Below are 26058 nucleotides of genomic sequence, written 5' to 3'. Positions count from 1 at the left end.
TAAATAATAAATTGGAGGGGTCAATTTGACAAAGGACCAATATGAAAATATGACTTTAGCTAAAATAAAGGAAATAGCTAAAACATTAGATATAAAAAATATTTCTAAATATAAAAAGATGGAACTTATTGATGAAATTATAAAAACTGAAAAACAGAATGACTTACATCAAAAAAATAATATACATAAAGAAAATGATGAAAATTTAGTAAATAAAAATAATAAAATTCATTATAATACTGAAAAAAGCATTGTTAAGGATGGTGTCGTATTAAGAGAAAAAATTACACCTAAAAATAATGAAAGAGAACATGAAAGAAAAGAAGAATTAAAGACTATGATTAATGATTCTAATTCTGTAAGAGGAATTTTAGAAATATTAGAAAGTAATAATTTTGGATTTTTAAGATGTAAAAATTATTTAACTAGTAGTGAAGATATATATGTATCACCATCTCAAATTAGAAGATTTAATTTAAAAACAGGAGATGAGGTAATAGGAAAAGTTAGAGAAGCAAAAGAAGGAGAAAAATTTAAGGCTTTACTGTATGTTGAAAAGGTAAATGGAGAACATCCAGAAAAAGCAATAGGAAGAAAAGCTTTTGAAAGTCTTGTGCCAATTTATCCTACAGAAAGAATAAGACTTGAGACAAAAGGAAATAGCAATGATTTATCATCAAGGCTTATGGATATAATATGTCCTATAGGTAAAGGTCAAAGAGGTATAATAGTAGCACCTCCTAAGGCTGGTAAGACAACATTATTAAAGAAAATAGCACAAAGCATATCTAAAAATAATCCAGAAGCTGTTTTAATTGTTTTACTTATTGATGAAAGACCTGAAGAAGTTACAGACATGCAAAGAAGCATAGATGGGGAAGTAATATATTCAACATTTGATGAAGAACCTCAAAATCATGCTAAAGTTTCAAGAATTGTTTTAGAAAGAGCAAAAAGAATAGTTGAGCAAGGTAAAGATGTTGTTATATTATTAGATAGTTTAACAAGACTTGCACGAGCATATAATTTAAGTATCACTCCTACAGGAAGAACATTATCAGGAGGCTTAGATCCAGGGGCTCTTGTAATGCCTAAGAAATTTTTTGGGGCAGCTAGAAATATTGAAAATGGAGGAAGTCTAACAATTCTTGCAACAGCACTTGTTGATACAGGTTCAAGAATGGATGACATGATTTTTGAAGAATTTAAAGGTACAGGTAATATGGAAGTTCATTTAGATAGAAAACTTCAAGAAAGAAGGATATTCCCAGCAATAGATATTTATAAGTCAGGAACAAGGAAGGAAGATTTACTTTTAGATTCAGAAGAAAAAGAAGTGTCTTATTTAATTAGAAAAACAATGTATAAAGATGGAAATATAGAGAGTATTACAGAAAATCTTATTAGCATGCTTTCAAAAACTAAAAATAATAAAGAATTTATTTATAACTTTGAAAAAAACAATAATATTACAAAAAAATAATTATTATAAAAATAAGGGCTTAAATTATAAGTCCTTATTTTTATTTAAAAGGTCATTTACAATATCTAAAAGTTTATATGGTGAATAAGTACTAGATAATTTACTTAAGTTATTTTTCATAGTATTTAAAATGTTTTTATTAGCAACAAATTCATCTATTAATTTATTAATATCATTTAAATCTTTAATGTAATATGCATAATTATTTTTAACAAGAAAATCTGTATTTTCTGTTTCTTGCCCAGGAATGGCAAATGGAATTATTATTGGAATATTTTTAACAATAGCTTCTGATATAGTAAGACCTCCAGGTTTTGTTATTAAACAATCTGAATATTCCATTAATTGAGGTATATCGGTGGTATAACCTAAGATATGTATTTTTTTGTTTATGAAACTTGTTTTGCTACAATTATGTGTAAGAGTTTTTTCTAGTTTTTTGTTATTTCCGCATACTACTGTAATTCTAAGTTTATTTTTGTTGTTTAGAAGCTTTTTAAGTACAAAGGAAATATCTGAAAGTCCCATACTTCCGCCCATAAGAAGAACACTAAGATATTCATTATCCTTTAAGTATATTATGGTTTCATCAGTTAAATAGAAACTGCTTTTTACCGGAATTCCTATAGGATATATTTTTGAGGGAGAAATTCCCTTGTCTATTAAGGAGTTTTTTGTGTAATTACTTCCTGTAATATAAGCATCTACTAATGGATTAATATATGTATAATGAGCTTTGAAATCTGTTACTATAGATATGAATGGAGTTTTTAAACCATTTTTTTTAAGCATTGTTATGACATTTACTGTCATAGGATGAGTTCCAATAATTATATCTGCATCAAAACCATCTATTACTTTTTTTACTCTTAAACTTGTGAACTTAAAAATAGGTTTAAGAATTAAATTCGTTTTTGATGAATCTGTAAATTTATAGAAGGAACCATAGAATTTTGGAAATTTAAAAGCTAAGATTTCATACCCTTTAACTATTAATTTATTTAAAAAATTAGATCGTGATCTTAAAAATTCATATTTTATACATTTAAAATTGTTACAAGAAAGGGTCTCTGCTATAGAATTAGCAGCTTGGTTGTGTCCTTCTCCAGTTGAAGCAGTTAAAATTAGAACTTTTTTCATGTTTAGCCAACTCACTTTTATAAAAAATATTGCATAAATAGTTTACCATGATTTTTGAATAAAGAAAATGGGAAAGACTAAGTCTTTCCCTAAATTTCTACTATTTGTTAAGTCCAAATCTCTTGTTGAACTTATCAACTCTACCGCCTTTATCAACGATTTTTTGTTTACCAGTGAAGAATGGGTGGCATTTAGAGCATATTTCTACTTTTAGTTCGTCTTTAACAGAACCAGTTGTAAAAGTATTTCCACATGCACACTTAACTACAGCTTCATGGTTGTATTCTGGATGTATGCCTTGTCTCATTAGTTTCACCTCTTTTAATAAACTAAATAATTATTATTTTTTAAAAAACAACTACTGTATTGTAACATGATTTTATTAAAGAGTCAAATGTACTTTTTAGTTTTTTACAATAAAATAATTTTTTACATTTATTATATATATATTAAATGTTATAATCAAAAATAGAGGTGATTATATGAGGAAGTGTGATGTTGGCGGCCAGGCAGTAATGGAAGGTGTAATGATGAGGGGCACTAGGGGCGTAGCCGTTGCAGTTAGAAAAGATAATGGTGAAATAGTAGTAAAAAACGATGATAAAAAGCCCTTTTTAAAAAGACATCCTAAACTAAATATTCCTTTTGTTAGGGGAATATTTGTTTTGATAGATTCACTTAAGGTTGGAATAGATGCCCTTAATTATTCAGCATCTGTTTTTACAGACATAGAAGAAGAACCTAGTGATTTTGAAAAATGGATTGATAAGGTTTTTAAAGGCAAGGCAAATGACATTATTATAGGTATAACTATGATAATATCATTACTTTTATCAATAGTAATTTTTGTCGGAATACCAACTGTTGTAACATCATTTTTTAAAAAATTTGGAGTACCTTCTGTAGGACTTAATTTTATAGAAGCAGTACTTAGAATTGTAATTTTAGTTTGTTATATGTGGCTTATAGGTAAAATGAGTGATATTGAAAGAGTTTTTCAATATCATGGAGCTGAGCATAAAACAATATTCTGTTATGAAGCTGAAGAAGAACTAACAGTAGAAAATGTTAAAAAGTTTAAGAGATTTCATCCAAGATGTGGAACTAATTTTATATTTTTAATAATGTTTGTTAGTGTTTTTGTGTTTTCATTTACAGGTTGGGGTAGTTTACCAGAAAGATTGGCTCTTAGAATTGTAATGATACCTGTAATATCTGGAATAACCTATGAGATTTTAAAATGGCTTGGAAGAAATGATAGTAAATTATCTAAAGCAATAGCAAAACCAGGAATGACACTTCAAATTCTTACAACAAGAGAACCAGATGATTCACAAATAGAAGTAGCTATTGCATCATTAAAAGCATCAGAAGGAATAGAATAATGAAAAAAACTATATTAGAACTTATTAATTATGGAACAAGAGAATTAAAAGAAAGTGATACACCAAGGTTAGATGCTGAACTTATTTTGAGCAAGGTATTAGAAAAAGATAAATTATACTTATTAATGAATAAACAAGAGACAGTGTCTGAAATATATGTAAATGAGTATTATTCTTTAATAAATTTAAGAAAGGAAAAAATGCCGGTAAAATATATATTAGGTAAATGCGAATTTTATGGTATTGATTTATATATAGAACAAGGTGTTCTTATTCCACGAGGTGACACTGAAATTTTAGTAGAAGAAGTTTTAAAATTAATAGATACTAAAAAAGAAATACATTTGTGTGATCTTTGTAGTGGCAGTGGTGCTATTGGTATTGCCATTGCAAAAAATAGTAGCAATGTATTTGTTGACGAAATAGATTATTATGATAAACCTGAAAAGATTACTAAGATAAATATACAAAAAAACAATTTGTCAGATAAAGTTAAGTTTATAAAAAGTGATTTACTAAATGAAGTTATAGATAAAACCACATATGATATTATAGTTTCAAATCCGCCATATATAAAAAAACAGGATATAGATGAATTAATGAGTGATGTAAAAGACTACGAACCTATTACCGCATTAGATGGAGGAAATGATGGATTATATTTTTATAAGAAAATAATTTCACAAAGTAAAAAGGTGCTAAAATTTAATGGTATATTGGCTTTTGAAATAGGGTATGACCAAGCAAATGACATAAGAAAAATATTAGAAATAAACGGTTATAAAAATATTAAAGTGGTAAAAGATTTAGCTGGACTTGATAGAGTTGTTATAGCTTTTTTACAATAGTTATTTAATTTGTATAAAATATAATTAGTATGATATAATAATACGATGTGAAAAATTATAGTACGGAGTGATTAAAATGTTATTAGATAAATTAGCATTTACAGAAAATAAGTATGATGAATTATCAGTAAAAATTAGTGATCCATCAATTATGGCAAATCAAACTGAATGGAGAAAACTATGTAAGGAACATGCGGAACTTGAAGTTATAGTAAATGCATATAAAGAATACAAGAAAGTAGTAGATGATTTACAGGCAGATAAAGAAATGCTTGTGGAAGAAAATGACAAAGAAATGAGGGATATGCTAAATGAAGAAATTTCTTCACTAACTGCAAGACAAGAGGAATTAGAAAACCATATACAAATTTTACTACTTCCAAAAGATCCTAATGATGATAAAAATGTATTTGTTGAAATTAGAGGTGGTGCTGGTGGAGAGGAAGCAGCATTATTTGCATATAACTTATTTAGAATGTATACAAGATATGCTGAAAATAACCATTGGCAAGTAGAAATTATGAGTTTAAATGAAACTGATCTTGGTGGTTTTAAAGAAGTTGTATTTATGATTAAAGGACATGGAGCTTATTCAAAATTGAAATATGAAAGTGGAGTTCATAGAGTTCAAAGAGTTCCAGATACAGAATCAAGTGGTAGAATACATACATCTACAGCTACTGTAGCTGTACTTCCAGAAGTAGATGACGTTGAAATAGAAATAAATGATAAAGATTTAAAAATTGATGTATTTAGAGCATCAGGAAATGGTGGTCAATGTGTAAATACTACTGATTCAGCTGTAAGAATGACACATTTACCTACAGGAATTGTAGTATCATGTCAAGATGAAAAATCACAAATTAAAAATAAAGAAAAGGCTTTGAAAGTTTTAAGAGCAAGATTATATGAAAAAGCTGAAGCAGAAAGAAGTGCTGGAATAGCAGAAGATAGAAAGAGTCAAGTAGGTACTGGTGATAGAAGTGAAAGAATAAGAACATATAATTATCCACAGGGAAGAGTTACTGATCATAGAATAGGATTAACACTTTATAAATTAGATTCATTTTTAGATGGTGATATTGATGAAGTTATTAATGCGTTAATAACTGCAGATCAAGCAGAAAGAATGAAACAAATGGGAAATACTGACGTAGAAGAATAGTAAATTTAAGGGACAGACTCAGCATTGTGAGTAGGTCCCTTAAATCATGGAGGATAATTTGGATATTTTTAAAGCTATAAAACTTGAAAAAAAATATACAAAAAGATTTTTTGTGATAATGTTTCTTATTGCAATTATATTACCATTATCAGTGTATCTTACAGGAATTATGAATGTGTTCTATATGACTTATTTAGGGATAATTGAATTTCTTATTTTTGCAACAGTTATAAATAAAATAAACTATACTAGATTAAACTATATATGTAATAAAAATAGACTTAGAATAAAAACAGGTTTATTAGGGAAAGAAAGTCTTGTGTTTTGTGATAAAGTAGTTATGGTACATACCGTAAAAATGGAAGAAGTTATGGAAATAGTTATAGTTACAAATGTTCATTTTAAAAATAGAAATTTAAGACCAGTTCACAAGGTATTTATGAAAAGATATTCATCAGTAGTAAAAGAATTTCAAAAAATTCAAAAAAAATATCCAGATACTATTTTTTATTATCAAGTTATAAAAAGAGGCGGATTAAAAAAGTATTTATTATTAGACACAATATATAAAAATTGTGTTAAAGCTGTATATACTGATGATTGTATTCAAAATATAAAAATAGCAAGAGGTCAGACTTTAGTTTAGAAAGAAGGTATTATAAGTGACTAAGGTATATAATATTAGTGATATTAATAAAGATAAAGAATATATAAAGGAAGCTTCAAATATTATAAAAAATGGTGGTACAGTAGTATTTCCTACTGAAACTGTTTATGGTTTAGGTGCTGATGCTTTAAATGAACAAGCAGTAAAAAAAATTTTTATAGCTAAAGGCAGGCCTCAGGATAATCCATTAATAGTACATGTGGCATCAAAAAATATTGAAAATCTAGTTTTAGAAGTTCCAAGTATTGCAAAGAAAATGATGGATAAATTTTGGCCAGGGCCACTAACTATAATACTTAATAAAAAAGATGTTATTCCAAATGTTACAAGTGCAAATTTAAATAGTATTGGTATTAGAATGCCAGATAATGAAGTAGCATTAGAATTAATAAAAGAGTCAAAAACACCTATTGCTGCACCTTCAGCCAATATAAGTGGCAGACCAAGTCCAACAGATGTACAAAGATGTACTGAAGATTTAGATGGTAAGGTTGATTGCATTTTAGGTGGAGTTAATAGTAGAGTTGGTGTAGAATCTACAATAATTGATTGTACAGTAAATCCGCCAGTTGTATTAAGGCCAGGTGGAATAACACTTGAAATGTTAAAAAAATTGGATAATAGAATTGAAATTGACAAGGGTGTAATGGAAAAGCCCACAAAGGATTTAAAACCAAAAGCTCCTGGTATGAAATATAGACATTATGCACCTAATGCAAAGGTTACAATTATTTCTGGTGAAAATGAAAAAGTGATAAATAAAATAAATGAATTAATAAGTAGTAATAAAGATAAAAAAATAGGACTTCTTATTACTAAAGAAAATGAATTAAAGTTTAAGAATTGTGAAAAAATAGTTATTGGTAGTAAAAAAAATTTAAATGAGGTTGCACATAATTTGTTTGAAGCATTAAGGTCATTTGATGATAAAAAAGTTGATATAGTTTATGCTGAAGCTTTTGAAGAAAAGGGAATAGGTATAGCTATAATGAATAGATTAAAAAAAGCAGCAGGATATGATATTATATTTGTATAGATTATTTTTTAAATTATTAGGAGGTGCTTACTATGAAAATTGCTTTAGGAGCAGATCATGGTGGATTTGAATTAAAAGAAGAAATAAAAAAACATTTAGAAGAAAAAGGGTTTGAAATAAAGGACTTTGGTACATATAGTACAGATTCTTGTGATTATCCTGATTATGCATTACCAGTTGCAGAAGCAGTTGCAAAAAAAGAATTTGATTTTGGAATATTAATATGTGGTACAGGAATTGGTATTGGTATTGCAGCAAACAAGGTTCCAGGAATAAGAGCAGCTCTATGTTCAGATACTTTCAGTGCTCATGCAACAAGACAACATAATGATGCTAATATATTAACTATGGGAGCAAGAGTTGTAGGACCAGGTCTTGCACTTGATATAGTTGACACATTTTTAAGTGCAAAATTTGAAGGTGACAGACACATAAAAAGAATAGCTAAAATAGCAGCTATAGAAGAAAAATATAATAAGTAATCATTATTATGTTAATTGCAAAAGGAGACGTTTATGGATAGACGTGATAAAGTTAATTATTATTTAGATATAGCTGAAACAGTTTTGGAAAGAGGTACATGTCTTAGAAGAAATTATGGAGCTATTATAGTAAAGAATGATGAAATAATATCAACAGGATATACTGGATCGCCAAGGGGTAGAAAAAATTGCAATGAACTTGGATTTTGTAGAAGAGAACAGCTTAATATTCCAAGAGGAACGCAATATGAATTGTGCAGATCTGTTCATGCAGAAGCTAATGCCATAATAAGTGCTTCTAGAAGAGATATGATTGGCTCTACGTTATATTTAGTTGGTAAAGAGGTTAAAACAAATAGCTATGTAGAAAATGGTAATTCTTGTACTATGTGCAAGAGAATGATTATAAATGCTGGTATAGATAAGGTTATTGTAAGAGATACAAAAAATGAGTATAGGGAAATAGAAGTTGAAGAATGGATTCATAATGATGATTCTTTAAGTTCTGATATTGGATATTGATTTTAAATTTGTTATAGTATATATAATAGTTAATTAAATCTTAAAATCTCAAGGAGGAGATAAGTTTGAAAAAGAAAGTAATAACTATATTTGGTACCAGACCTGAGGCAATAAAAATGGCACCATTAGTTAAAGAACTTCAAAAGAGAAATGAGATAGAATCCTTAGTATGTGTTACAGCACAACATAGAGAAATGCTTGATCAAGTGCTTGAACTTTTTGATATTAAGCCAGATTATGATTTAGATATTATGAAAACAAGACAGTCTCTTACAGGAATAACAAATAAGGTTTTAGAAGGATTAGAAGAAGTATTTGAAAAGGAAAAGCCAGATATGGTACTAGTTCATGGTGATACTACTACAACATTTGCAGGAAGTCTTGCCGCTTTTTACAAACAAATAAGAGTAGGTCATGTTGAAGCTGGTCTTAGAACATTTGATAAATATTTTCCGTTTCCGGAAGAAATGAACAGAAAACTTACAGGAGCAATAGCTGATTTACATTTTGCACCAACAGAAGGTTCAAAAAATAATCTTCTTAGAGAAGGAATTGATGAAAATAATATATACATAACTGGAAACACAGTAATAGATGCAATGCTTCATACAGTTGAAGATAATTATACATTTGAAGATGATGAACTTAATAATATAGATTTTAAAAATAAAAAAGTAATAATGGTTACTGCCCATAGAAGAGAAAATTGGGGTGAAGGAATCGAAAAAATATGTACAGCCTTAAATAAAATAGTAGAAGAAAATAAAGATGTAGAACTTGTATATTTAGTTCATTTAAATCCAATAGTAAAAGACGTTGTATACAAAATGCTAGGTGGAAAAGAAAGAATACATTTATTAAATCCTTTAGATACAAAAGAAACTCATAATTTAATGAACAAGTGCTTTATGGTTATGACTGATTCAGGTGGTATACAAGAAGAAGCCCCACATCTTGGAAAACCAGTATTAGTATTAAGAGATGTAACAGAAAGACCTGAGGCGGTGAAGTATGGAACAGTAAAATTAGTAGGTACTGATGTAAATAAGATATTAACTGAAGCTAATAAGCTTCTTAATGATAATGAAGCTTATGAAAAAATGAGTAAAGCTGTTAATCCTTATGGAGATGGTAAGGCTTCAGAAAGAATAGTTGATGCTATACTTAAGTATTATGATTTAAGTGATAAGGATGTAAAAGAGTTTAAGTGCTAGTTTGTTAAAAAATAAACAAAATCTATTGAAAAAAAATGTAGTAATGGTATAATTACATTATGTTAATAAGTTAACATTTTAATTTAATATAATAATGTAATTAAATTTTTAGGAGGTTTTTTTATAATGAAAGAAGTAGTTATTGCAAGTGCAGTTAGAACTGCAATTGGTTCTTTTGGTGGAACACTTAAAGGTGTATCTGCAGTAGACTTAGGTGCAACAGTTATTAAAGAAGCTGTTAATAGAGCAGGTATAAAGCCAGAAGCTGTTGAAGAAGTCGTTATGGGAAATGTTATTCAAGCAGGTCTTGGACAAAATACAGCTAGACAAGCAACAATTAAGGCTGGTTTACCAGAAGAAGTTCCAGCTATGACTATAAACAAAGTTTGTGGATCAGGTCTTAGAACTGTTGCATTAGCAGCTCAAATGATAAAAGCAGGAGATGCTGATGTTGTAGTTGCTGGTGGTATGGAAAGTATGTCAAATGCTCCATATGCATTAAAGGATATGAGATGGGGACACAAAATGAACGCTGTTCCAACTGTTGATACAATGATTAATGATGCATTATGGGATGCATTTAACAATTATCATATGGGTGTTACTGCTGAAAACATTGCTAAACAATGGAATATTACAAGAGAAGAACAAGATGAATTTGCTTTAGCATCTCAACAAAAAGCAGAAGCAGCTATAAAGTCAGGAAGATTTAAAGACGAAATCGTTCCAGTAATGGTTCCTCAAAGAAAGGGTGATCCAATAGTATTTGATACTGATGAAGATCCAAGATTCGGAACTACTATAGAAAAATTAGCTAAATTAAAACCATGTTTCATTAAAGATGGTACAGTAACAGCTGGTAATGCTTCAGGAATCAATGATGGAGCTGCAGCATTTGTTGTTATGAGTGCTGAAAAAGCTAAAGAACTTGGTGTTAAGCCACTTGCTAAAATTGTTTCTTATGGTTCAAAGGGATTAGATCCAGCTATAATGGGATATGGACCATTCCATGCAACTAAGAAAGCTTTAGAAAGAGCTAATATGACTGTTGATGATTTAGATTTAATAGAAGCTAATGAAGCATTTGCAGCTCAAAGTATAGCTGTTGCTAGAGATCTTAAGTTTGATATGAGCAAAGTAAATGTAAATGGTGGCGCTATTGCACTTGGACATCCAGTTGGAGCTTCAGGCGGAAGAATTTTAGTTACATTATTACACGAAATGCAAAAGAGAGAAGATGCTAAGAAAGGTTTAGCAACTTTATGTATTGGTGGAGGAATGGGTACAGCATTAGTAGTTGAAAAACTATAATCTTTACTTAATTTCTTATTAATATATATTATATGTCTGCAGAGTTTAGTCTATTTAAGGCAAGCTTTGCAGATTTTTTTATTTAACTATATTGATTTAAGGAAGTGAAAATATATGGAAAAAGAAAGTATAGAAAAGTTAAATAGGCGAGAAAAATTTCAAAGAAAAATGGAAAAAAGAAGAATAATAACTTTTAGCATACTTACACTATTAATAATAGTAGTAATAGCATCATTATCTAATACATTAATAAAAAACATTAAGAAAACGGATAGTAATAATGAAATATTAGAAAATCAGGAAGAAAGTCAAGAAAATGAATTACAAGAGGGAAATAATGAATCTGAGTCTAAAGAAATAGTAGTATCAGCTGCTGGAGATTGTACATTAGGTCAAGATGATACATTTTCATATTATGGAAGTTTTAATAATCAGATAGAAAAGTATAATTATGACTATAGCCAATTTTTGAAAAATGTTTCAGACATATTTAAAAATGATGATTATACTATATGCAATTTAGAAACTACATTTACTGATTCAACTAAAAAAAGAGAGAAGGGAGATAAAATTCAGTATCATTTTAAAGCTACTAAAGAATGTGCTGCTGTTTTGACAACTTCATCAATAGAAGGAGTTACTATAGCTAATAATCATATATATGATTATGGAAATAGTGGATTTAAAGATACTATAGATACATTAAAAACTAATAATATTGATTTTTGTGGAGAAGGATATAAGATAGTAAAAGAAATAAAAGGAATTAAAATTGCCTTTTTAGGCTATACAGCATGGGAAAATACAAGTGAATTAAAGAGTAAAATTACTTCAGATATTACAGAATTAAAAAATAATAATGTTCAAATTATTATTCCATATTTTCATTGGGGAATGGAAGGGCAATATAGACCTTGTGAAGTTCAAGAACAAATAGGCCGTTTTACAATAGACAGCGGTGCTGATGTGGTTTTGGGATCTCATTCTCATGTAATTCAATCACTTGAAAATTACAAAGATAAATTAATAGTTTATTCATTCGGAAATTTTTGTTTTGGTGGTAATAGTAATCCTACTGATAAAAATACATTTATTCTTCAGATTAAATTTAATGTAAAAGATGATAAAGTACAAGATACAAGTTATAAAATTATTCCATGTAGCATATCATCACAAGATAATTTTAATGATTATACTCCTACTATATTGTCTCAAGAAAGAGCTAATATGGTAATTAAAACCATGAATGAAGGGGCTATAAACTTAAAGAACATGGGATCTCAGGAGTATTTTACATTAAAAAATGAGGAATAGTCATTTTTTTAAAAAAAATATGAATTTATTTGAAAGTGTAAATTCATTGAAAAGAGGTAAAAGATACTTTTTAGCTTTTTTTTGTTAATATTTAAAATAAAAAAGGAATTTTAAGTTTAAATTTTAAAAAAAAATTGTAAGTGAAAATGTTATCAAATTATTAACAAGAGCAATTCATTTTACTAAATATTCTGAAAATTGAATTTTAAATGAATAAAATGTCATTTTATATTTAAAATGGTTTAATAACGAGATAGAATAAGAAAAAAGCCGAAAAGCCTTCCTGAATTTCTTTAAAATGTTATTTTTGATAAATTTCAATAAAATTTAAGAATTTCTTAAAGTAAAGCATAGATATATAATAGCAATATCGAAAGCAAGGAGAATATTGGATGAGTAAAGAGATGAATAAGTTAGAACTTATAACTGTTAAATATGACATTGCTATTACATTATTTTTGTCTTTAATCATTGGAATAATCTTTTCTTTTGATGTAGCAGTAGTTTTTACTTTAGGAAGTTTTATATCCTTAATTAATTATTTACTATTAATTTATTTTACTAAGAAAGCCTTAAGTGGAAATAAAATAAGAGTAATAATAAGTAATATATTGAGGATAATAATAGTAGCAGTAATGATAATTCCTTTTGCAAATAATTTTAAATTAGTAATAGCTTATGTACTAGGAATCACATTACACTATATAGTATTAATTTACTGTACAATAACACAGAAAGGAAGTGCTTAGGTTTGAGTGAATCTGTACCTATTTTTTCCTTTAGTATTGGATCCTTTCCCGTTAATATTACTCAAGAGGTAATAATTCAATGGGTTGTGATAGCGATACTTGGAATATTGGCTTTCCTTTTAACAAGAAATTTGAGCAGAATTCCAGGGAAGAGACAGGTTGTATTAGAAATGATATATAATTATGTTTCTGGTTTGGTAGAAAACAATATGGGCGAAACTTTCATTAGTTACATACCATATGTTGGAACACTTGTTGTTTACTTATTAGTTTTGAATTTTACAGGATTAATAGGAATATCACCTGTCACTCAAAACTTAAATGTTACAGCAGGACTTGCATTAATATCTTTTCTTGTTATAAATGGAACAGCAATTAAAAGAAATGGACCAGGTGGTTATGCTAGGGGCTTAGTTAAACCTTTTGCATTAATGCTTCCACTAAATGTATTGGAAAGATTTACTCTTCCAGTATCATTAGCTTTGCGACTATTTGGTAATATGCTTGCAGCAACAGTGTTAATTGACAAAATTTATGAAGCCTTAGGCTCATTAAATTGGTTTGCACAAATTGGAGCACCAATTATAGTCCATGGTTATTTTGATTTGTTTGATGGAACAATTCAAATGTTAGTATTCACAATGCTTACTATTAACTATATTAAGTTAGTAGCAGACGAACATTAAAATGTATTTTGAGGAGGAAACAATATGGATTTATCAGTTTTAGCAGCAGGAATAGCTGCACTTGCAGGAATTGGAGCAGGAGTAGGAATAGGAATTGCTACAGGAAAAGCAACTGAAGCAATAGCAAGACAACCTGAAGCAGCTAGTAAAATACAAACAGCATTAATACTTGGAGCTGGTCTTTCAGAAGCAACTGCAATATATGGACTTATAGTTGCAATATTATTAATCTTTGTCAAGTAATTATATATTAATAAAAGGAGGCAGAGTGTAATGAATATAGATCCATCAGTAGTATTAGCTACAATGATAAACTTTGTGATTCTGCTTTTAATATTAAAACATTTCTTTTGGGATAAAGTTGGAAATGTTATAAAGGAAAGACAAGATTACATAGAAAGTAAAATTTCACAGGCAGATGAAGATTCAGAAAAAGCAAGATTATATCTTGTTGAAAATGAAAGAATTTTAAGATCATCTAAAGAAGAAGGAAATAAAATAATAGAAGCTAAAAAAGAAAAGGCTAATAAAATGTATGATGAGATAGTAAAAGATGCTAATAAAGAATCAAAAGCTATTATGGAAAGAGCTTCTCTTGAAATTCAAAGACAAAAGGAAAAAGCTAAATATGAATTAAAGAAAGAAGTTGTAGATTTAGCTATAGATTTATCAGCAAAGGCTATTTCAGAAAAAGTACAAGAAGAAAAGCAAAGAGATTTAATTAATGACTTCATTACTAAGGTAGGTAGTTAAATATGTATGAATATTTAGACAGAAGGTATGCTCTTGCCTTGTATCAAGTAGCGGAGGAAAAAGGAAAAGTAGAAGAATATCTAGATGAGTTAAGAATGGTTTGTAAGCTTATTGATGAAAATGAGGATTTTAAACAAGTAATAAAGCATCCTCAAATTAGTACAGTAAGAAAAAAACAAGCATTTGTAAATATATTTAAAGATAAAATTGATGATGATTTATTATCATTTCTTTTGATACTTATTGAAAAAGATAGAATTAGATGTATTAAAGAAAAATTAAAGCAAATGGAAAAAATTCATTTAGAAAGAAATAATATTTTAATAGCAGAGGTAAAAACTGCAGTTCCAATGCTTGATAGTGAAAAGAAATCCTTAAAGGAAAAATTAGAAGCGCAATATGATAAAAATATTATAATGAATAATGAAGTCGATAAAAGTATCTTAGGCGGTGTATTTGTTCGTGTTGGTAATGATGTTATTGACGGAACAGTTAAATCTAAGTTAGAAGAACTAAAAAAAATAATGCTTAAGAGAGAATAGAGGTGAGTCTATGAATATAAAGCCAGAAGAAATTACTTCAATTATAAAAAAAGAAATTGAAAAGTATGAAAAAAATATAAAAACAGTTGATTCTGGTACAATAATACAAATTGGAGATGGAATAGCTAGAGTATATGGGCTAGATGATTGTATGGAAGGTGAGCTATTAGAATTCCCTAATGATGTATATGGAATGGCCTTAAATCTTGAACAAGATAATGTTGGTTGTGTTCTTCTTGGTTCTGAAGAAGGAATAAAAGAAGGAGATATTGTAAAGAGAACTAATAAAATTGTTCAAGTGCCTGTAGGTGAAGCTTTAATTGGAAGAGTAGTAGACTCTTTAGGAAAACCAATAGATGGTAAGGGCCCTGTAATTACTGATAAGACAAGGCCTATTGAAGTTCATGCACCATCAATAATAGAAAGAAGTTCAGTTAATGAAGCACTTCAAACAGGTATTAAAGCTATTGATTCAATGATTCCAATTGGAAAAGGTCAAAGGGAACTTATAATTGGCGATAGACAAACAGGAAAAACTGCTTTAGCTATTGATACAATTTTAAATCAAAAAGATAAAGATGTAATATGCATATATGTTGCAATAGGACAAAAGCAATCAACAGTTGCACATATTGTTAATACATTAACAGAAATGGGAGCAATGGATTATTCTATTGTTGTTAGTTCAACAGCTTCTGAATCAGCTCCACTTCAATACTTAGCTCCTTATTCAGGATGCAGTATTGGTGAATATTTTATGCATGAAGGTAAAGATGTACTTATAATATATGACGATTTATCTAAGCATGCAGTAGCTTATAGAACAATGTCACTACTTCTTAGAAGACCACCAGGAAGAGAAGCATATCCTGGAGATGTTTTCTATATACATTCAAGATTATTAGAAAGAGCTGCAAAGCTTTCAGATGAACTTGGAGGAGGTTCCTTAACTGCACTTCCAATAATAGAAACATTAGCAGGTGATATTACAGCATATATACCAACAAATGTTATATCTATAACAGATGGTCAAATATTCTTGGAATCAGATCTTTTCTTCTCAGGACAAAGACCTGCTGTTAATGCTGGAATATCTGTATCAAGAGTTGGTGGTAATGCACAAATAAAAGCTATGAAACAAGTATCTGGTACATTAAGACTTGAACTTGCACAATACAGAGAACTTGCCGCTTTTTCACAATTTGGTTCTGATTTAGATAATGATTCAAAGAGAAGACTTGAAAAAGGTAAGAGATTAATGGAAGTATTAAAGCAAGATCAATATGTTCCAATGGCTGTAGAAAATCAAATAATTATTTTCTATGCAACTGTTAATGATTTCTTATCAGATATACCAGTTTCAGATATTAAGAAATTTGAAGCTGAATATATTGAATATATGGATACTCATCAAAGAGATGTATTAAAGAAAATAAAAGAAGGTTCACCATTAACAGATGAAATAAAGAAAGTACTAGATGAATCATTAGTTGAATTTAAAAAAGAATTTTTACAGAACTAATTAGCAATATAAAATTAATGCAGAATGCAGTAAATAAATCTTCTGCATTCTGTATTTTTTAATGAGGAGGTGGCAGTGTGGGTTCAGGAGGGCTTATTGAAATAAAGAGAAGACTGAAATCAGTTCAAAGTACTAAAAAAATAACAAACGCCATGGGTCTTGTTGCAACTTCTAAGCTTAGAAAATGCAGAAGAGCATTAAGCGATAGTAATGAATATATGGAAATTTCTAAAAAAAATATGGAACTTTTAGCTAGTGTTCCAAGTGAAGATTTAGATATTCCTTACTTTAAAGAAAATAAGAGTGAACAAAAATTATATATAATTATTGCATCTGATTCTGGTTTATGTGCAGGGTATAATGCTAACACAGTAGCATATCTTGAAAATATAACAAAAGAAGATAAAAGTGATGTAAAAGTTATGATTGTTGGTGCAAAGGGTATATCATATGTTAAGAGAGCTGGATTTAATTCTATAGCAGAATATGTTGATATACCAGAAATACCAACAGTTAAAGAAGTAAAAGTAATATATAATGAAGCTTTACGTATGTTTGAAGATGGTGAAGTTTCTGAGGTTAATATTGTATATACAAAATTTACTTCACCAGTAAAACAGGATGTAACAGTAGAAAGGTTGCTTCCTGTTGAGTGCGATTTAGATAGTTCAAATGAAATATCTATTGAACCAGATTATGAAACAGTATTAAAAGCATCATTAGATGCCTATTTGAAAGGTAAAATTAGATATTATATGTTATCTTCAAGATGTAGTGAAGAAAGCTCTAGAATGAATGCAATGGATGGTGCAACTAGCAATGCTAATGATATTATAAATAGCTTAAATGTTAAGTATAATAGAATACGTCAAGCTATGATAACTAATGAAATATCTGAAATTGTTGGTGGAGCATCAGCACAAAAATAGAAGGAGGTATTAGAAGATGCCTGGAAAAATTGGAAAAGTAGTTCAAGTTATTGGACCAGTAGTTGATATAAAATTTGATTCAGACTCACTTCCAAATTTATATAATGCAATACATATAAATTTAGGTGATGATATCCTTGTTGCAGAAGTAGAACAACATATGGGTGACGACATAGTAAGAACTATAGCTATGGAAGCGACAGAAGGATTACGTAGAGGTATGGATGCTGAAGATACTGGAAGACCTATAGCAGTACCAGTTGGCGAAAAAGTACTTGGAAGATTATTTAATGTTTTAGGAAATGCCATTGATAATGAAGGCGAAGTAGTAACAGATGAGAAGTATCCAATTCATAGACCAGCACCTAGTTTTAAGGATCAATCAGTAGAACCACAAATGTTTGAAACAGGAATTAAGGTTATTGATTTATTAGCACCATATCAAAAAGGTGGAAAAATAGGATTATTTGGTGGAGCAGGAGTTGGAAAAACAGTTCTTATTCAAGAGCTTATTAATAATATAGCTAAGCAACATGGAGGACTTTCTGTATTTACAGGAGTTGGAGAGAGATCAAGAGAAGGTAATGATTTATTCCATGAAATGAAAGATTCTGGTGTATTAAACAAAACAGCCTTGGTATTTGGTCAAATGAATGAACCACCAGGAGCTAGAATGAGAGTTGCATTAACAGGACTTACAATGGCTGAATACTTTAGAGATCAAGGTCAAGATGTGCTTTTATTTATAGACAATATATTTAGATTTACACAAGCTGGTTCAGAAGTATCTGCACTTCTTGGAAGAATACCATCAGCAGTTGGATATCAACCAACATTAGCAACAGAAATGGGTGCTTTACAAGAAAGAATTACTTCCACAACAAATGGATCTATAACATCAGTTCAAGCAGTATATGTACCTGCTGATGACTTAACTGACCCTGCACCAGCTACAACATTTACACACTTAGATGCTACAACAGTTTTATCAAGAAGTATTGTTGAACTTGGAATTTACCCAGCAGTAGATCCTTTAGAATCTACTTCAAGAATATTAGATCCAAGAGTAGTTGGAAAAGAACATTATGAAGTAGCTACAAAGGTAAAAAATATTCTTGAAAGATATAAAGAACTTCAAGATATTATAGCAATTCTTGGTGTAGATGAATTATCAGATGAAGATAAAGCAGTTGTTAATAGAGCAAGAAAAATTCAAAGATTCCTTTCTCAACCATTTACTGTAGGTGAACAATTTACAGGAATGAAGGGTAAATATGTACCAATTGCTGAAACAATAAGAGGCTTTAAGGAAATACTAGAAGGTAAGTATGATGATCTTCCAGAATCTGCATTCCTTTTTGCTGGTACAATTGATGATGTAGTAGAAAAGGCTAAAAAATTAGCGTAAGGAGGTTTAAGTATTATGGCTAAAACCTTCATATTAAAAATATTGACTCCAGAAAATACATTAGTATCTGAGGAAGTAGAAAAAGTAATTACTAAATCACAAACAGGTAATATTGAATTTTTATATGGACATGAGCCTATGATTGTAAGTACAGTTTCTTGTATTACAAGATTTGTGGATTCAAATGGTGTAGAAAAAAAATTATTTACATCTAAGGGAGTTGTTAATGTCCAAAGGGAAGAGGTTGTATTTTGTTTAGATGCAGCAGAATTTCCAGAAGATATTGATTTAGAAAGAGCAAAAAATGCTAAAGAGAGAGCTGAAAAGAAATTAAAGGAAGGAACTTTTGAAAATAAGGAAATTGTTATAGGATGCCTAGAAAGGGCAAACTTAAGAATTAATTTGAAGAATACTTCTAATAAATAACATTAAAATACATAAGAGCGTATTACAAATTACAAATTATTAATTTAATTATAGTTACGCTTTTATGTATTTTTTTTATACAAAATATCATGTATTTTTATATAATTTTCACAAATTTTGACAAAAATTATATATATATAATAAAGTGAATAGAAACATAAGATTTGACAATAATTATTAGATGAGGTGATCTTGTGAAAATGAGAATATCAATAATTCTAATGATTGTGCTACTTATGATGAACTCTACAGCTTTTTCAAATGATTATAATGTTGCTAAAATGGTAAATACAGATGAATTAAAGGGAATTGCTCGAATTGTTAATAATACAGTTGAAATTAAATACAAAAATAATATTAATGCAAAGGAAATTAGAAGAATAGACAAGAGATTATTAAATGATTTTTTTTATTATAATGATAATTATATGGTATCTAATACCGCAAAGTATGAAATACTAGGAAATAATAAATTTGTGTTGCAATATGTTTGTAAAAGACTTAATTCTGTAAAATTAACAAAATATAGTGGAGGAATATTTGGAATAGGATATATACAAAATAGAAAAATTTCATTTGCAATTGTAAATTATGATACAGGAAGCTATTTAATTCTTGGAACTCCAATTATTAATATAGCTTATTAATAATCAGTGTAACTTATTATTATTACTTAGCAATTAATTTGGAGGACAATATGGAAAAGTTTATGGTAAAGGGTGGAGGAAAGCTTTTAGGAAATGTAGAAATAAGCACTGCCAAAAATGCTGTATTACCAATAATGGCAGCAACAATATTATGTTCTGATGAGGTTATTATTAGAAATCCGCCATTTTTAAAAGATGTCAATGTTATGTGTAAATTATTAAGTAGTATAGGAGCAAATTTAAAAAGCAATATATTAACTGAAAAACCTTATATAAAAGTTGATACTAGTGATATAAATTCAAATGATTTAGACAATAATCTAGTTAATGAAATGAGAGCATCATTTTTATTAATAGGACCAATGGTGGCAATGAAGGGAAAGTGTAAAATATCTATGCCAGGAGGTTGTAAAATAGGAAAAAGGCCTGTAGATTTACACTTAAAAGGATTAGAAAAATTGGGAGCCACAATTATTGAAGGTAAAGATTATATTGAAGCAAAAGCTAATAAATTAGTTGGAAATTGTATAAAATTAGATTATCCATCAGTAGGAGCAACTGAAAATATTTTAATGGCAGCTTCTCTTGCTTTTGGTAATACAATTATTGAAAATGCAGCTAGGGAACCTGAAATTATTGACCTTGCAGATTTTTTAAATAGTATGGGAGCAAAAATTAGTGGCGCTGGTAGTAAAATCATTAAGGTTACTGGTGTAAGAGAGCTTAAAGGAGGTATATATACACCAATTCCAGATAGAATAGAAGCATGTACATTTTTAATTGCAGCACTTATTACTAATGGTAAAATAACACTTAATGGAATAAAGTATAAAAATATAAGTTTTGTTTGTGATATTTTAAAATCATGTGGAGCTGTTATTACAGAAGATAATAATTGTATACATGTAAATGGCGAAAAGAACATGTCACCAGTAAATATACTAACAGGACCATATCCAGCATTTCCAACAGATGTTCAACCACAAATGATGGCATTACTTTCTACTATAATAGGAAATAGTAAAATTACTGAAACAGTATTTGAAAATAGATTTTTACATGTTAATGAACTTAAAAAAATGGGTGCAAATATTAATGTATTAAACAATACAGCATATATTAAAGGAACTGAAAGTTTAATAGGATCTAAGGTTAGAGCTACTGATTTAAGAGCAGGTGCAGCAATGATACTTGCAGCTCTTAAAGCAAATGGTCAAACAGAAATTGAGGAGATTAATCATATAGATAGAGGATATTATAAAATTGAAGATAAGTTAAGAAAACTTGGGGCTTGTATATATAGAATTTAAGGTATAGACAATTAACAAATAGTAATAAAATAATAATAAAGACCATATATTAGTATAAATTATTATATGGGAGATTAACTTGAAATATTATTTTAAACTTTTTATAAAACACTTTAAAGTAGTAAAAAATAGTAATGTTTTTATTAGTACTATTAGCATAATGTGTTTTTTAGTTATAATAACATATTTAATTAGTGATACTAAAATTGTACAAAGTGTAAATTTTGAAGAAGTTTGTTTAAATGATAATATTAATTTTAGTAATAATACTGTAAGTATAGAAGGAAATAATAAAGCAAAAATATATATGGAAGATAATGAAAAAATAATAGATGTAAATGTTGAAGATTATGTTATAGGAGTTGTAGCTTCTGAAATGCCAATAAACTTTAATGAAGAAGCATTAAAAGCACAGGCTGTAGCTGCAAGAACATACTATTATTCAAAAAGATTAGAAAATTGTACTAAGGCTCATGGTGGTGAAATTTGTTCTTCAACCCATTGCCAAGTATATATGAATAAAGAAGATAGATTAAATTCATGGCCTAAAGATAAAGGTGAAGAATATTGGGATAGAGCTGTTAATGCAGTAAATTCTACAAAAGATGAAGTATTAACATACAATGGAAAAATCATAATGCATCCTCAATTTTTTGCTGTTAGCTCTGGAAAAACTGAAAGTTTTGCAGATGTTTTTTCGGAAGATATACCATATCTTAAATCAATTGAAAGTCTAGGTGAGGATATTGCACCTAAGTATAAGTCTAATATAGAATTATCATTAGAAGATTTTACAAGTAAGGTAAACAACACATTTAGGGAGGCTAATTTAAAAGCTAATGATTTGGCAAATGAAGTAAGGATAATATCTAATACAGATGGCGGTTCTGTAAAAAAAATAAAACTTGGAGATGTGGAAATTAAGGGGACTGATTTTAGAAAGTTGTTTAATTTAAATTCTGCAAACTTCAATGTAAGTATAAGTAAATCAAAAGTAGTAATTGATTGCACTGGTTATGGACATGGTGTAGGTATGAGTCAGTGGGGAGCTAGAGTAATGGCAGACAAAGGTGCAGATTATAAGGAAATATTAAAACACTACTATACGGGAATTGAGATAAAAAAAATAAAATATTATTAAGAGCATAGCTTGTTATTAATTTTAACGAGCATGCTTTTTTTTTATAGAATTTATGTATTTGTCTAAATTTGTCTAAAGAAAAATATTCTAAAGGTGTATTAATTATTTTTATAAGGCAAGAATAGAGAAAGGAGGTGTTTATATGCAAACAAATTATAAACAAAAAGTAAAAGATTTTTTTAGAAAGGAAGGATTTTATGTAGTACTATTTTTATGCGTTTGTTTAGTTGCTACAGGAGCAGCTATTTCCTATAAACAATCTAAAAATAATAGTACAGGTAGAGATACTACTATAGAAGATAATAATAAAAATGATGAAGTATCATCGAATATTAATGAAAATAACAAAGCAAGTGGAATGCAAAATGCAGAAATAGCAAAGGATAATAGCAATTCTACAGATAAGGATAACAAGGATAATAATGAATCTAAAACTACAAGTGCACAAGTACAGCTTCAATTTGAAAATCCAGTGGATGGAAAGTTAATAAGAGGATATACATATCCTAAACCTGTAATGATGGATGAAACTAATCAAAGAACAATTCGTGGTGTAGACATTGAAGCAAAAATAGGCACCAATATAAAGGCTGCAGAAGATGGCATTATAGAAAAAATAGAAAATACTGGTGTTGAAGATGGAATGACAATAGTAATTGCACATGCAAATGGAATAAAAACTAAATATACTAATTTAAATGAAAATGTAAATGTTAAGGCATCTGAAACAGTTAAAAAGGGAACTGTAATTGGAACTGTTGGTGATACTGCAAAACTTTATTCAAAAGAAAAATTTGGTGAACATTTAAATCTTCAAGTACTAGATGCTAATAATGAACAAGTAGATCCATCAAGTTATTTTAATTTCAAGTAAATATTGTGCAAAAAATTGTGAAAATTAAAGTGTAAATGTTTAACCTAGTGGTAATTAACATTTCTGCTGAGGCATAAGAATAATTATAGCTAATTAAGGAGGTAGCAATAAAGTTGAAAGACTACATTGAAGAAAGAGTACTTGAAGTAGCTAAGTATATAATAGATTCAAAAGCTACAATAAGAAAAACTGCAAAGGTATTTGGAGTTAGTAAAAGTACAATTCATAAGGATATGACAGAAAGGTTACCAAAGATTAATCCTGTAATTGCAAAACAGACTCATAGTGTACTAGAACTTAATAAAGCAGAAAGGCATATAAGAGGTGGTAAAGCTACAAAATTAAAGTACAAAGCTATTGAATGATTTTATTAATCCATATATAATAAAAGTAAACGAAAAAATAGAATGAATTATATATGGGAGTGAATAAATGTGTGGTTTTGGAAAACTGGTACAGAATTAGGAATAGATTTAGGTACAGCAACAATACTTGTATATGAAAAAGGTAAAGGTGTTGTTTTAAAAGAACCATCAGTTGTTGCAATTAACAAAAATAATAACAAAATATTAGCAATTGGTGAAGAAGCTAGGAAAATGATAGGGAGAACACCAGGTAATATTGTAGCTGTAAGACCACTTAGAAATGGCGTTATTTCAGATTATGATATAACAGAAAGAATGCTTAGAGAAGTTATTCAGAAGGCATCAGGAAAAAGAAATATTGTAGCGCCTAAAGTAATGGTTTGTATTCCTTCTCAAGCAACAGAAGTTGAAAAGAGAGCAGTACTTGATGCAGCAAGAAATGCAGGGGCAAAAAGTGCATATTTAATAGAAGAACCATTAGCAGCTGCCATAGGTGCAGGGCTTGATATAACAAAGCCTAATGGAATAATGGTAGTAGATATTGGTGGTGGTACTTGTGATATAGCCGTAATATCTCTTGGAGGAATAGTTGTAAGAAAATCTATAAAAATTGGCGGAGATAGATTTGATGAGGCAATAATTAAGTATGTAAGAGACAAATACAAATTAATGATAGGAGAAAAGACAGCAGAAGATTTAAAGATAGAAATAGGATCTGCTTTTAAAGGTGACAGAAATGAAAAATTATCAATGAAGGGTAGAAATCTTATAACTGGATTACCTGATGAGGTAGAAATAGTAACAGAAGAAATTAGAGAAGCACTTAGTGATTCTGTTGATCAAATTACGCAAAATGTTAAATTAGTACTAGAACAAACCCCACCAGAAATTTCAGCAGATATAATCGAAGAGGGTATACTTATGACAGGTGGAGGATCTTTATTACATGGTTTAGATAAACTTATTGAGTATGAAACTGGAATAAGAACAATTATAGCTGACCATTCAGTAGAATGTGTAGTAGAGGGTACAGGAAAAGTACTTCAATATATAGACAAATTTGGTGCTCAAATTTATGATAGTGAAGTAGTATTAATAGAAGAATAATAAAAGTGTTTAGCAAATGAAAAAAATTCATTTACTAAACACTTTTTTATTCTATAAAATTGTTTTGATAATTTGAGTAAGCTTCTAATATGCCATGAGAAATAACTTTTGCCATATCTGATATAAATGATAACCTTATAGACCTAGCAGAAAATATATTTGAATAATCACTAGAATCAACAATGCCTATAATTGAAGCAGTACCTACATCTGTTAATTTTTTTCCAACGCCTTTACCAGGATGTATGGGGTAATCGCGAGTATGTATTTCACCAACAGATTTTACATTGCCAAGACATGCATCAATTCCAATGATACATGAATCTGGATGCTTTAAAGTTATATCCCTAAGATTATTGTCTAAATTTAATGCATGTATAGGCGAAGAAATAGTTCCGTAAACTGGTAGAGGTAAAAAACTTTCCTTGAGAAGTGTACCAACTAAAGGACCAAGACAATCACCTATACATTTGTCTGTACCAATACATATGATAACAGTATTTTTTGTTATGAATTTTTTTATGCTTTTTGCAATTTGATAATATGCCATAGGTGAATTGTATTTTACTTTTTGTTTAATCATTATTATACACCTCCCTTAAAATTATATGTTACAAAGTGGAAATTTATATAATACAAGGGTAAATTTTAATATTTTATATATTATATGCAAATTTATTATTATATGTGTATGCTGTTTTAAAAGTAGAAGAGATATTTTATTTTAATAAATTTGTGTTTTATAAAACTAAAAAATATATTGAATATTAAAACGAAGAAAAATAAAGAAAATTAGAGGAAAATAAATATAACTACTTGTAATAGCTGTGAGTTGGAGTTGAAATAAAATAAGTTTAACTATATACTAACTATTGTTGGTTAGCGGCATTAGTTGTTTGATTAGTGCTTAAAATAAAATAAGGATGAGTTCCCGAGTGGCCAAAGGGGGCAGACTGTAAATCTGTTACGTTTCGTTTCGATGGTTCGAATCCATCCTCATCCACCATTTTTATTGGGCGCATAGCTCAGCTG

The 26058-nt window shown here is 28.8% G+C and carries 29 protein-coding genes and 1 tRNA gene; 27 read left to right on the top strand and 3 right to left on the bottom strand.

Annotated features, from left to right (window positions below; all coding sequences use genetic code 11):
* The first annotated feature begins 25 nt into the window (after positions 1-25).
* The gene (gene rho, locus ACTNAO_RS05300) at positions 26-1483 is read left to right on the top strand and encodes a transcription termination factor Rho (protein ID WP_441028310.1); all 1458 of its coding nucleotides are present in this window, start codon (positions 26-28) and stop codon (positions 1481-1483) included.
* 24 nt (positions 1484-1507) lie between these two features.
* Here rho and ACTNAO_RS05295 read toward each other — a convergent pair whose 3' ends face one another.
* Positions 1508-2623, bottom strand: a complete 1116-nt coding sequence (locus ACTNAO_RS05295; protein ID WP_441028308.1) for an MGDG synthase family glycosyltransferase — start codon at positions 2621-2623, stop codon at positions 1508-1510.
* A gap of 100 nt (positions 2624-2723) precedes the next feature.
* On the bottom strand, positions 2724-2930 hold the full coding sequence (gene rpmE / locus ACTNAO_RS05290) for a 50S ribosomal protein L31 (protein ID WP_441028306.1): 207 nt from the start codon (positions 2928-2930) through the stop codon (positions 2724-2726).
* Positions 2931-3105: 175 nt separating this feature from the next.
* On the opposite strand from rpmE, the gene ACTNAO_RS05285 reads away from it, so the two are divergent.
* From ACTNAO_RS05285 to mreB, 25 genes are all read left to right on the top strand, one after another.
* The gene (locus ACTNAO_RS05285) at positions 3106-4008 is read left to right on the top strand and encodes a DUF1385 domain-containing protein (protein WP_441028304.1); all 903 of its coding nucleotides are present in this window, start codon (positions 3106-3108) and stop codon (positions 4006-4008) included.
* The gene (gene prmC / locus ACTNAO_RS05280) at positions 4008-4856 is read left to right on the top strand and encodes a peptide chain release factor N(5)-glutamine methyltransferase (protein ID WP_441028302.1); all 849 of its coding nucleotides are present in this window, start codon (positions 4008-4010) and stop codon (positions 4854-4856) included. Before ACTNAO_RS05285 ends, prmC begins: the two co-directional genes overlap by 1 nt.
* 76 nt (positions 4857-4932) lie before the next feature.
* Entirely contained in the window at positions 4933-6021 is a 1089-nt protein-coding gene (gene prfA, locus ACTNAO_RS05275) for a peptide chain release factor 1 (protein ID WP_441028300.1), read from the top strand.
* A 58-nt stretch (positions 6022-6079) separates the two neighbouring features.
* Positions 6080-6667, top strand: a complete 588-nt coding sequence (locus ACTNAO_RS05270) for a hypothetical protein (RefSeq protein WP_441028298.1) — start codon at positions 6080-6082, stop codon at positions 6665-6667.
* A gap of 16 nt (positions 6668-6683) precedes the next feature.
* Positions 6684-7724 carry an L-threonylcarbamoyladenylate synthase gene (locus ACTNAO_RS05265; RefSeq protein ID WP_441028296.1) on the top strand — a complete coding sequence of 347 codons (1041 nt, stop codon included), beginning with the start codon at positions 6684-6686 and terminating at the stop codon, positions 7722-7724.
* Between the two features lie 32 nt (positions 7725-7756).
* Entirely contained in the window at positions 7757-8206 is a 450-nt protein-coding gene (rpiB, locus tag ACTNAO_RS05260; RefSeq protein WP_441028294.1) for a ribose 5-phosphate isomerase B, read from the top strand.
* 33 nt (positions 8207-8239) lie between these two features.
* Positions 8240-8728, top strand: a complete 489-nt coding sequence (locus ACTNAO_RS05255; RefSeq protein WP_441028292.1) for a deoxycytidylate deaminase — start codon at positions 8240-8242, stop codon at positions 8726-8728.
* A 65-nt stretch (positions 8729-8793) separates the two neighbouring features.
* Entirely contained in the window at positions 8794-9942 is a 1149-nt protein-coding gene (wecB, locus tag ACTNAO_RS05250) for a non-hydrolyzing UDP-N-acetylglucosamine 2-epimerase (protein WP_441028290.1), read from the top strand.
* A gap of 126 nt (positions 9943-10068) precedes the next feature.
* Complete coding sequence (locus tag ACTNAO_RS05245) at positions 10069-11253, top strand: acetyl-CoA C-acetyltransferase (protein WP_441028288.1); 1185 nt, start codon at positions 10069-10071, stop codon at positions 11251-11253.
* Positions 11254-11367: 114 nt separating this feature from the next.
* The gene (locus tag ACTNAO_RS05240; protein WP_441028286.1) at positions 11368-12567 is read left to right on the top strand and encodes a CapA family protein; all 1200 of its coding nucleotides are present in this window, start codon (positions 11368-11370) and stop codon (positions 12565-12567) included.
* Between the two features lie 392 nt (positions 12568-12959).
* Positions 12960-13316, top strand: coding sequence for an ATP synthase subunit I (locus ACTNAO_RS05235; RefSeq protein WP_441028284.1), 357 nt, complete (start codon positions 12960-12962; stop codon positions 13314-13316).
* A gap of 2 nt (positions 13317-13318) precedes the next feature.
* Positions 13319-14002, top strand: a complete 684-nt coding sequence (locus tag ACTNAO_RS05230; RefSeq protein WP_441028282.1) for a F0F1 ATP synthase subunit A — start codon at positions 13319-13321, stop codon at positions 14000-14002.
* A 24-nt stretch (positions 14003-14026) separates the two neighbouring features.
* A complete protein-coding gene (atpE, locus tag ACTNAO_RS05225) occupies positions 14027-14245 on the top strand; it encodes an ATP synthase F0 subunit C (RefSeq protein ID WP_441028280.1) in 219 nt (72 codons plus the stop codon).
* Positions 14246-14275: 30 nt separating this feature from the next.
* The gene (locus tag ACTNAO_RS05220; RefSeq protein ID WP_441028278.1) at positions 14276-14755 is read left to right on the top strand and encodes a F0F1 ATP synthase subunit B; all 480 of its coding nucleotides are present in this window, start codon (positions 14276-14278) and stop codon (positions 14753-14755) included.
* A 2-nt stretch (positions 14756-14757) separates the two neighbouring features.
* The gene (locus ACTNAO_RS05215) at positions 14758-15297 is read left to right on the top strand and encodes a F0F1 ATP synthase subunit delta (protein WP_441028276.1); all 540 of its coding nucleotides are present in this window, start codon (positions 14758-14760) and stop codon (positions 15295-15297) included.
* Between the two features lie 10 nt (positions 15298-15307).
* The gene (gene atpA, locus ACTNAO_RS05210; RefSeq protein ID WP_441028274.1) at positions 15308-16819 is read left to right on the top strand and encodes a F0F1 ATP synthase subunit alpha; all 1512 of its coding nucleotides are present in this window, start codon (positions 15308-15310) and stop codon (positions 16817-16819) included.
* 77 nt (positions 16820-16896) lie between these two features.
* Positions 16897-17748 carry an ATP synthase F1 subunit gamma gene (gene atpG / locus ACTNAO_RS05205; protein ID WP_441028272.1) on the top strand — a complete coding sequence of 284 codons (852 nt, stop codon included), beginning with the start codon at positions 16897-16899 and terminating at the stop codon, positions 17746-17748.
* A 16-nt stretch (positions 17749-17764) separates the two neighbouring features.
* Entirely contained in the window at positions 17765-19156 is a 1392-nt protein-coding gene (atpD, locus tag ACTNAO_RS05200) for a F0F1 ATP synthase subunit beta (RefSeq protein WP_441028270.1), read from the top strand.
* Positions 19157-19171: 15 nt separating this feature from the next.
* A complete protein-coding gene (locus tag ACTNAO_RS05195; RefSeq protein WP_441028268.1) occupies positions 19172-19582 on the top strand; it encodes an ATP synthase delta/epsilon chain alpha-helix domain-containing protein in 411 nt (136 codons plus the stop codon).
* A gap of 194 nt (positions 19583-19776) precedes the next feature.
* Positions 19777-20229, top strand: coding sequence for a hypothetical protein (locus tag ACTNAO_RS05190; protein ID WP_441046073.1), 453 nt, complete (start codon positions 19777-19779; stop codon positions 20227-20229).
* A gap of 50 nt (positions 20230-20279) precedes the next feature.
* The gene (gene murA / locus ACTNAO_RS05185; protein WP_441028264.1) at positions 20280-21539 is read left to right on the top strand and encodes a UDP-N-acetylglucosamine 1-carboxyvinyltransferase; all 1260 of its coding nucleotides are present in this window, start codon (positions 20280-20282) and stop codon (positions 21537-21539) included.
* Positions 21540-21618: 79 nt separating this feature from the next.
* Positions 21619-22680, top strand: a complete 1062-nt coding sequence (gene spoIID / locus ACTNAO_RS05180) for a stage II sporulation protein D (RefSeq protein WP_441028262.1) — start codon at positions 21619-21621, stop codon at positions 22678-22680.
* 142 nt (positions 22681-22822) lie between these two features.
* Positions 22823-23554: a peptidoglycan DD-metalloendopeptidase family protein gene (locus ACTNAO_RS05175; protein ID WP_441028260.1), complete on the top strand. Its 732-nt coding sequence runs from the start codon at positions 22823-22825 to the stop codon at positions 23552-23554.
* Between the two features lie 113 nt (positions 23555-23667).
* Complete coding sequence (gene spoIIID, locus ACTNAO_RS05170) at positions 23668-23919, top strand: sporulation transcriptional regulator SpoIIID (RefSeq protein ID WP_441028258.1); 252 nt, start codon at positions 23668-23670, stop codon at positions 23917-23919.
* Positions 23920-23988: 69 nt separating this feature from the next.
* Positions 23989-25026, top strand: coding sequence for a rod shape-determining protein MreB (mreB, locus tag ACTNAO_RS05165; RefSeq protein ID WP_441028256.1), 1038 nt, complete (start codon positions 23989-23991; stop codon positions 25024-25026).
* Positions 25027-25072: 46 nt separating this feature from the next.
* On the opposite strand, the gene yyaC is transcribed toward mreB, so the two are convergent.
* Entirely contained in the window at positions 25073-25609 is a 537-nt protein-coding gene (yyaC, locus tag ACTNAO_RS05160; RefSeq protein ID WP_441028254.1) for a spore protease YyaC, read from the bottom strand.
* A gap of 338 nt (positions 25610-25947) precedes the next feature.
* On the opposite strand from yyaC, the gene ACTNAO_RS05155 reads away from it, so the two are divergent.
* Positions 25948-26032 (top strand) — tRNA-Tyr (locus ACTNAO_RS05155).
* Positions 26033-26058: the final 26 nt, after the last annotated feature.

The sequence above is a fragment of the Clostridium sp. HCP1S3_C6 genome, assembly GCF_052066735.1.
Taxonomy (GTDB): Bacteria; Bacillota; Clostridia; order Clostridiales; family Clostridiaceae; genus Clostridium.
This window is presented reverse-complemented; position numbering and strand designations above follow the sequence as displayed.

Excerpts from the sequence above, each read along its gene's own strand:
- ACTNAO_RS05295 (WP_441028308.1), bottom strand. The coding sequence starts at position 2,623 with ATGAAAAAAGTTCTAATTTTAACTGCTTCAACTGGAGAAGGACACAAC.
- rpmE (WP_441028306.1), bottom strand. The coding sequence starts at position 2,930 with ATGAGACAAGGCATACATCCAGAATACAACCATGAAGCTGTAGTTAAG.
- ACTNAO_RS05285 (WP_441028304.1), top strand. The coding sequence starts at position 3,106 with ATGAGGAAGTGTGATGTTGGCGGCCAGGCAGTAATGGAAGGTGTAATG.
- prmC (WP_441028302.1), top strand. The coding sequence starts at position 4,008 with ATGAAAAAAACTATATTAGAACTTATTAATTATGGAACAAGAGAATTA.
- prfA (WP_441028300.1), top strand. The coding sequence starts at position 4,933 with ATGTTATTAGATAAATTAGCATTTACAGAAAATAAGTATGATGAATTA.
- rpiB (WP_441028294.1), top strand. The coding sequence starts at position 7,757 with ATGAAAATTGCTTTAGGAGCAGATCATGGTGGATTTGAATTAAAAGAA.
- ACTNAO_RS05255 (WP_441028292.1), top strand. The coding sequence starts at position 8,240 with ATGGATAGACGTGATAAAGTTAATTATTATTTAGATATAGCTGAAACA.
- ACTNAO_RS05245 (WP_441028288.1), top strand. The coding sequence starts at position 10,069 with ATGAAAGAAGTAGTTATTGCAAGTGCAGTTAGAACTGCAATTGGTTCT.
- ACTNAO_RS05240 (WP_441028286.1), top strand. The coding sequence starts at position 11,368 with ATGGAAAAAGAAAGTATAGAAAAGTTAAATAGGCGAGAAAAATTTCAA.
- ACTNAO_RS05235 (WP_441028284.1), top strand. The coding sequence starts at position 12,960 with ATGAGTAAAGAGATGAATAAGTTAGAACTTATAACTGTTAAATATGAC.
- atpE (WP_441028280.1), top strand. The coding sequence starts at position 14,027 with ATGGATTTATCAGTTTTAGCAGCAGGAATAGCTGCACTTGCAGGAATT.
- ACTNAO_RS05220 (WP_441028278.1), top strand. The coding sequence starts at position 14,276 with ATGAATATAGATCCATCAGTAGTATTAGCTACAATGATAAACTTTGTG.
- ACTNAO_RS05215 (WP_441028276.1), top strand. The coding sequence starts at position 14,758 with ATGTATGAATATTTAGACAGAAGGTATGCTCTTGCCTTGTATCAAGTA.
- atpA (WP_441028274.1), top strand. The coding sequence starts at position 15,308 with ATGAATATAAAGCCAGAAGAAATTACTTCAATTATAAAAAAAGAAATT.
- atpD (WP_441028270.1), top strand. The coding sequence starts at position 17,765 with ATGCCTGGAAAAATTGGAAAAGTAGTTCAAGTTATTGGACCAGTAGTT.
- ACTNAO_RS05195 (WP_441028268.1), top strand. The coding sequence starts at position 19,172 with ATGGCTAAAACCTTCATATTAAAAATATTGACTCCAGAAAATACATTA.
- murA (WP_441028264.1), top strand. The coding sequence starts at position 20,280 with ATGGAAAAGTTTATGGTAAAGGGTGGAGGAAAGCTTTTAGGAAATGTA.
- ACTNAO_RS05175 (WP_441028260.1), top strand. The coding sequence starts at position 22,823 with ATGCAAACAAATTATAAACAAAAAGTAAAAGATTTTTTTAGAAAGGAA.
- yyaC (WP_441028254.1), bottom strand. The coding sequence starts at position 25,609 with ATGATTAAACAAAAAGTAAAATACAATTCACCTATGGCATATTATCAA.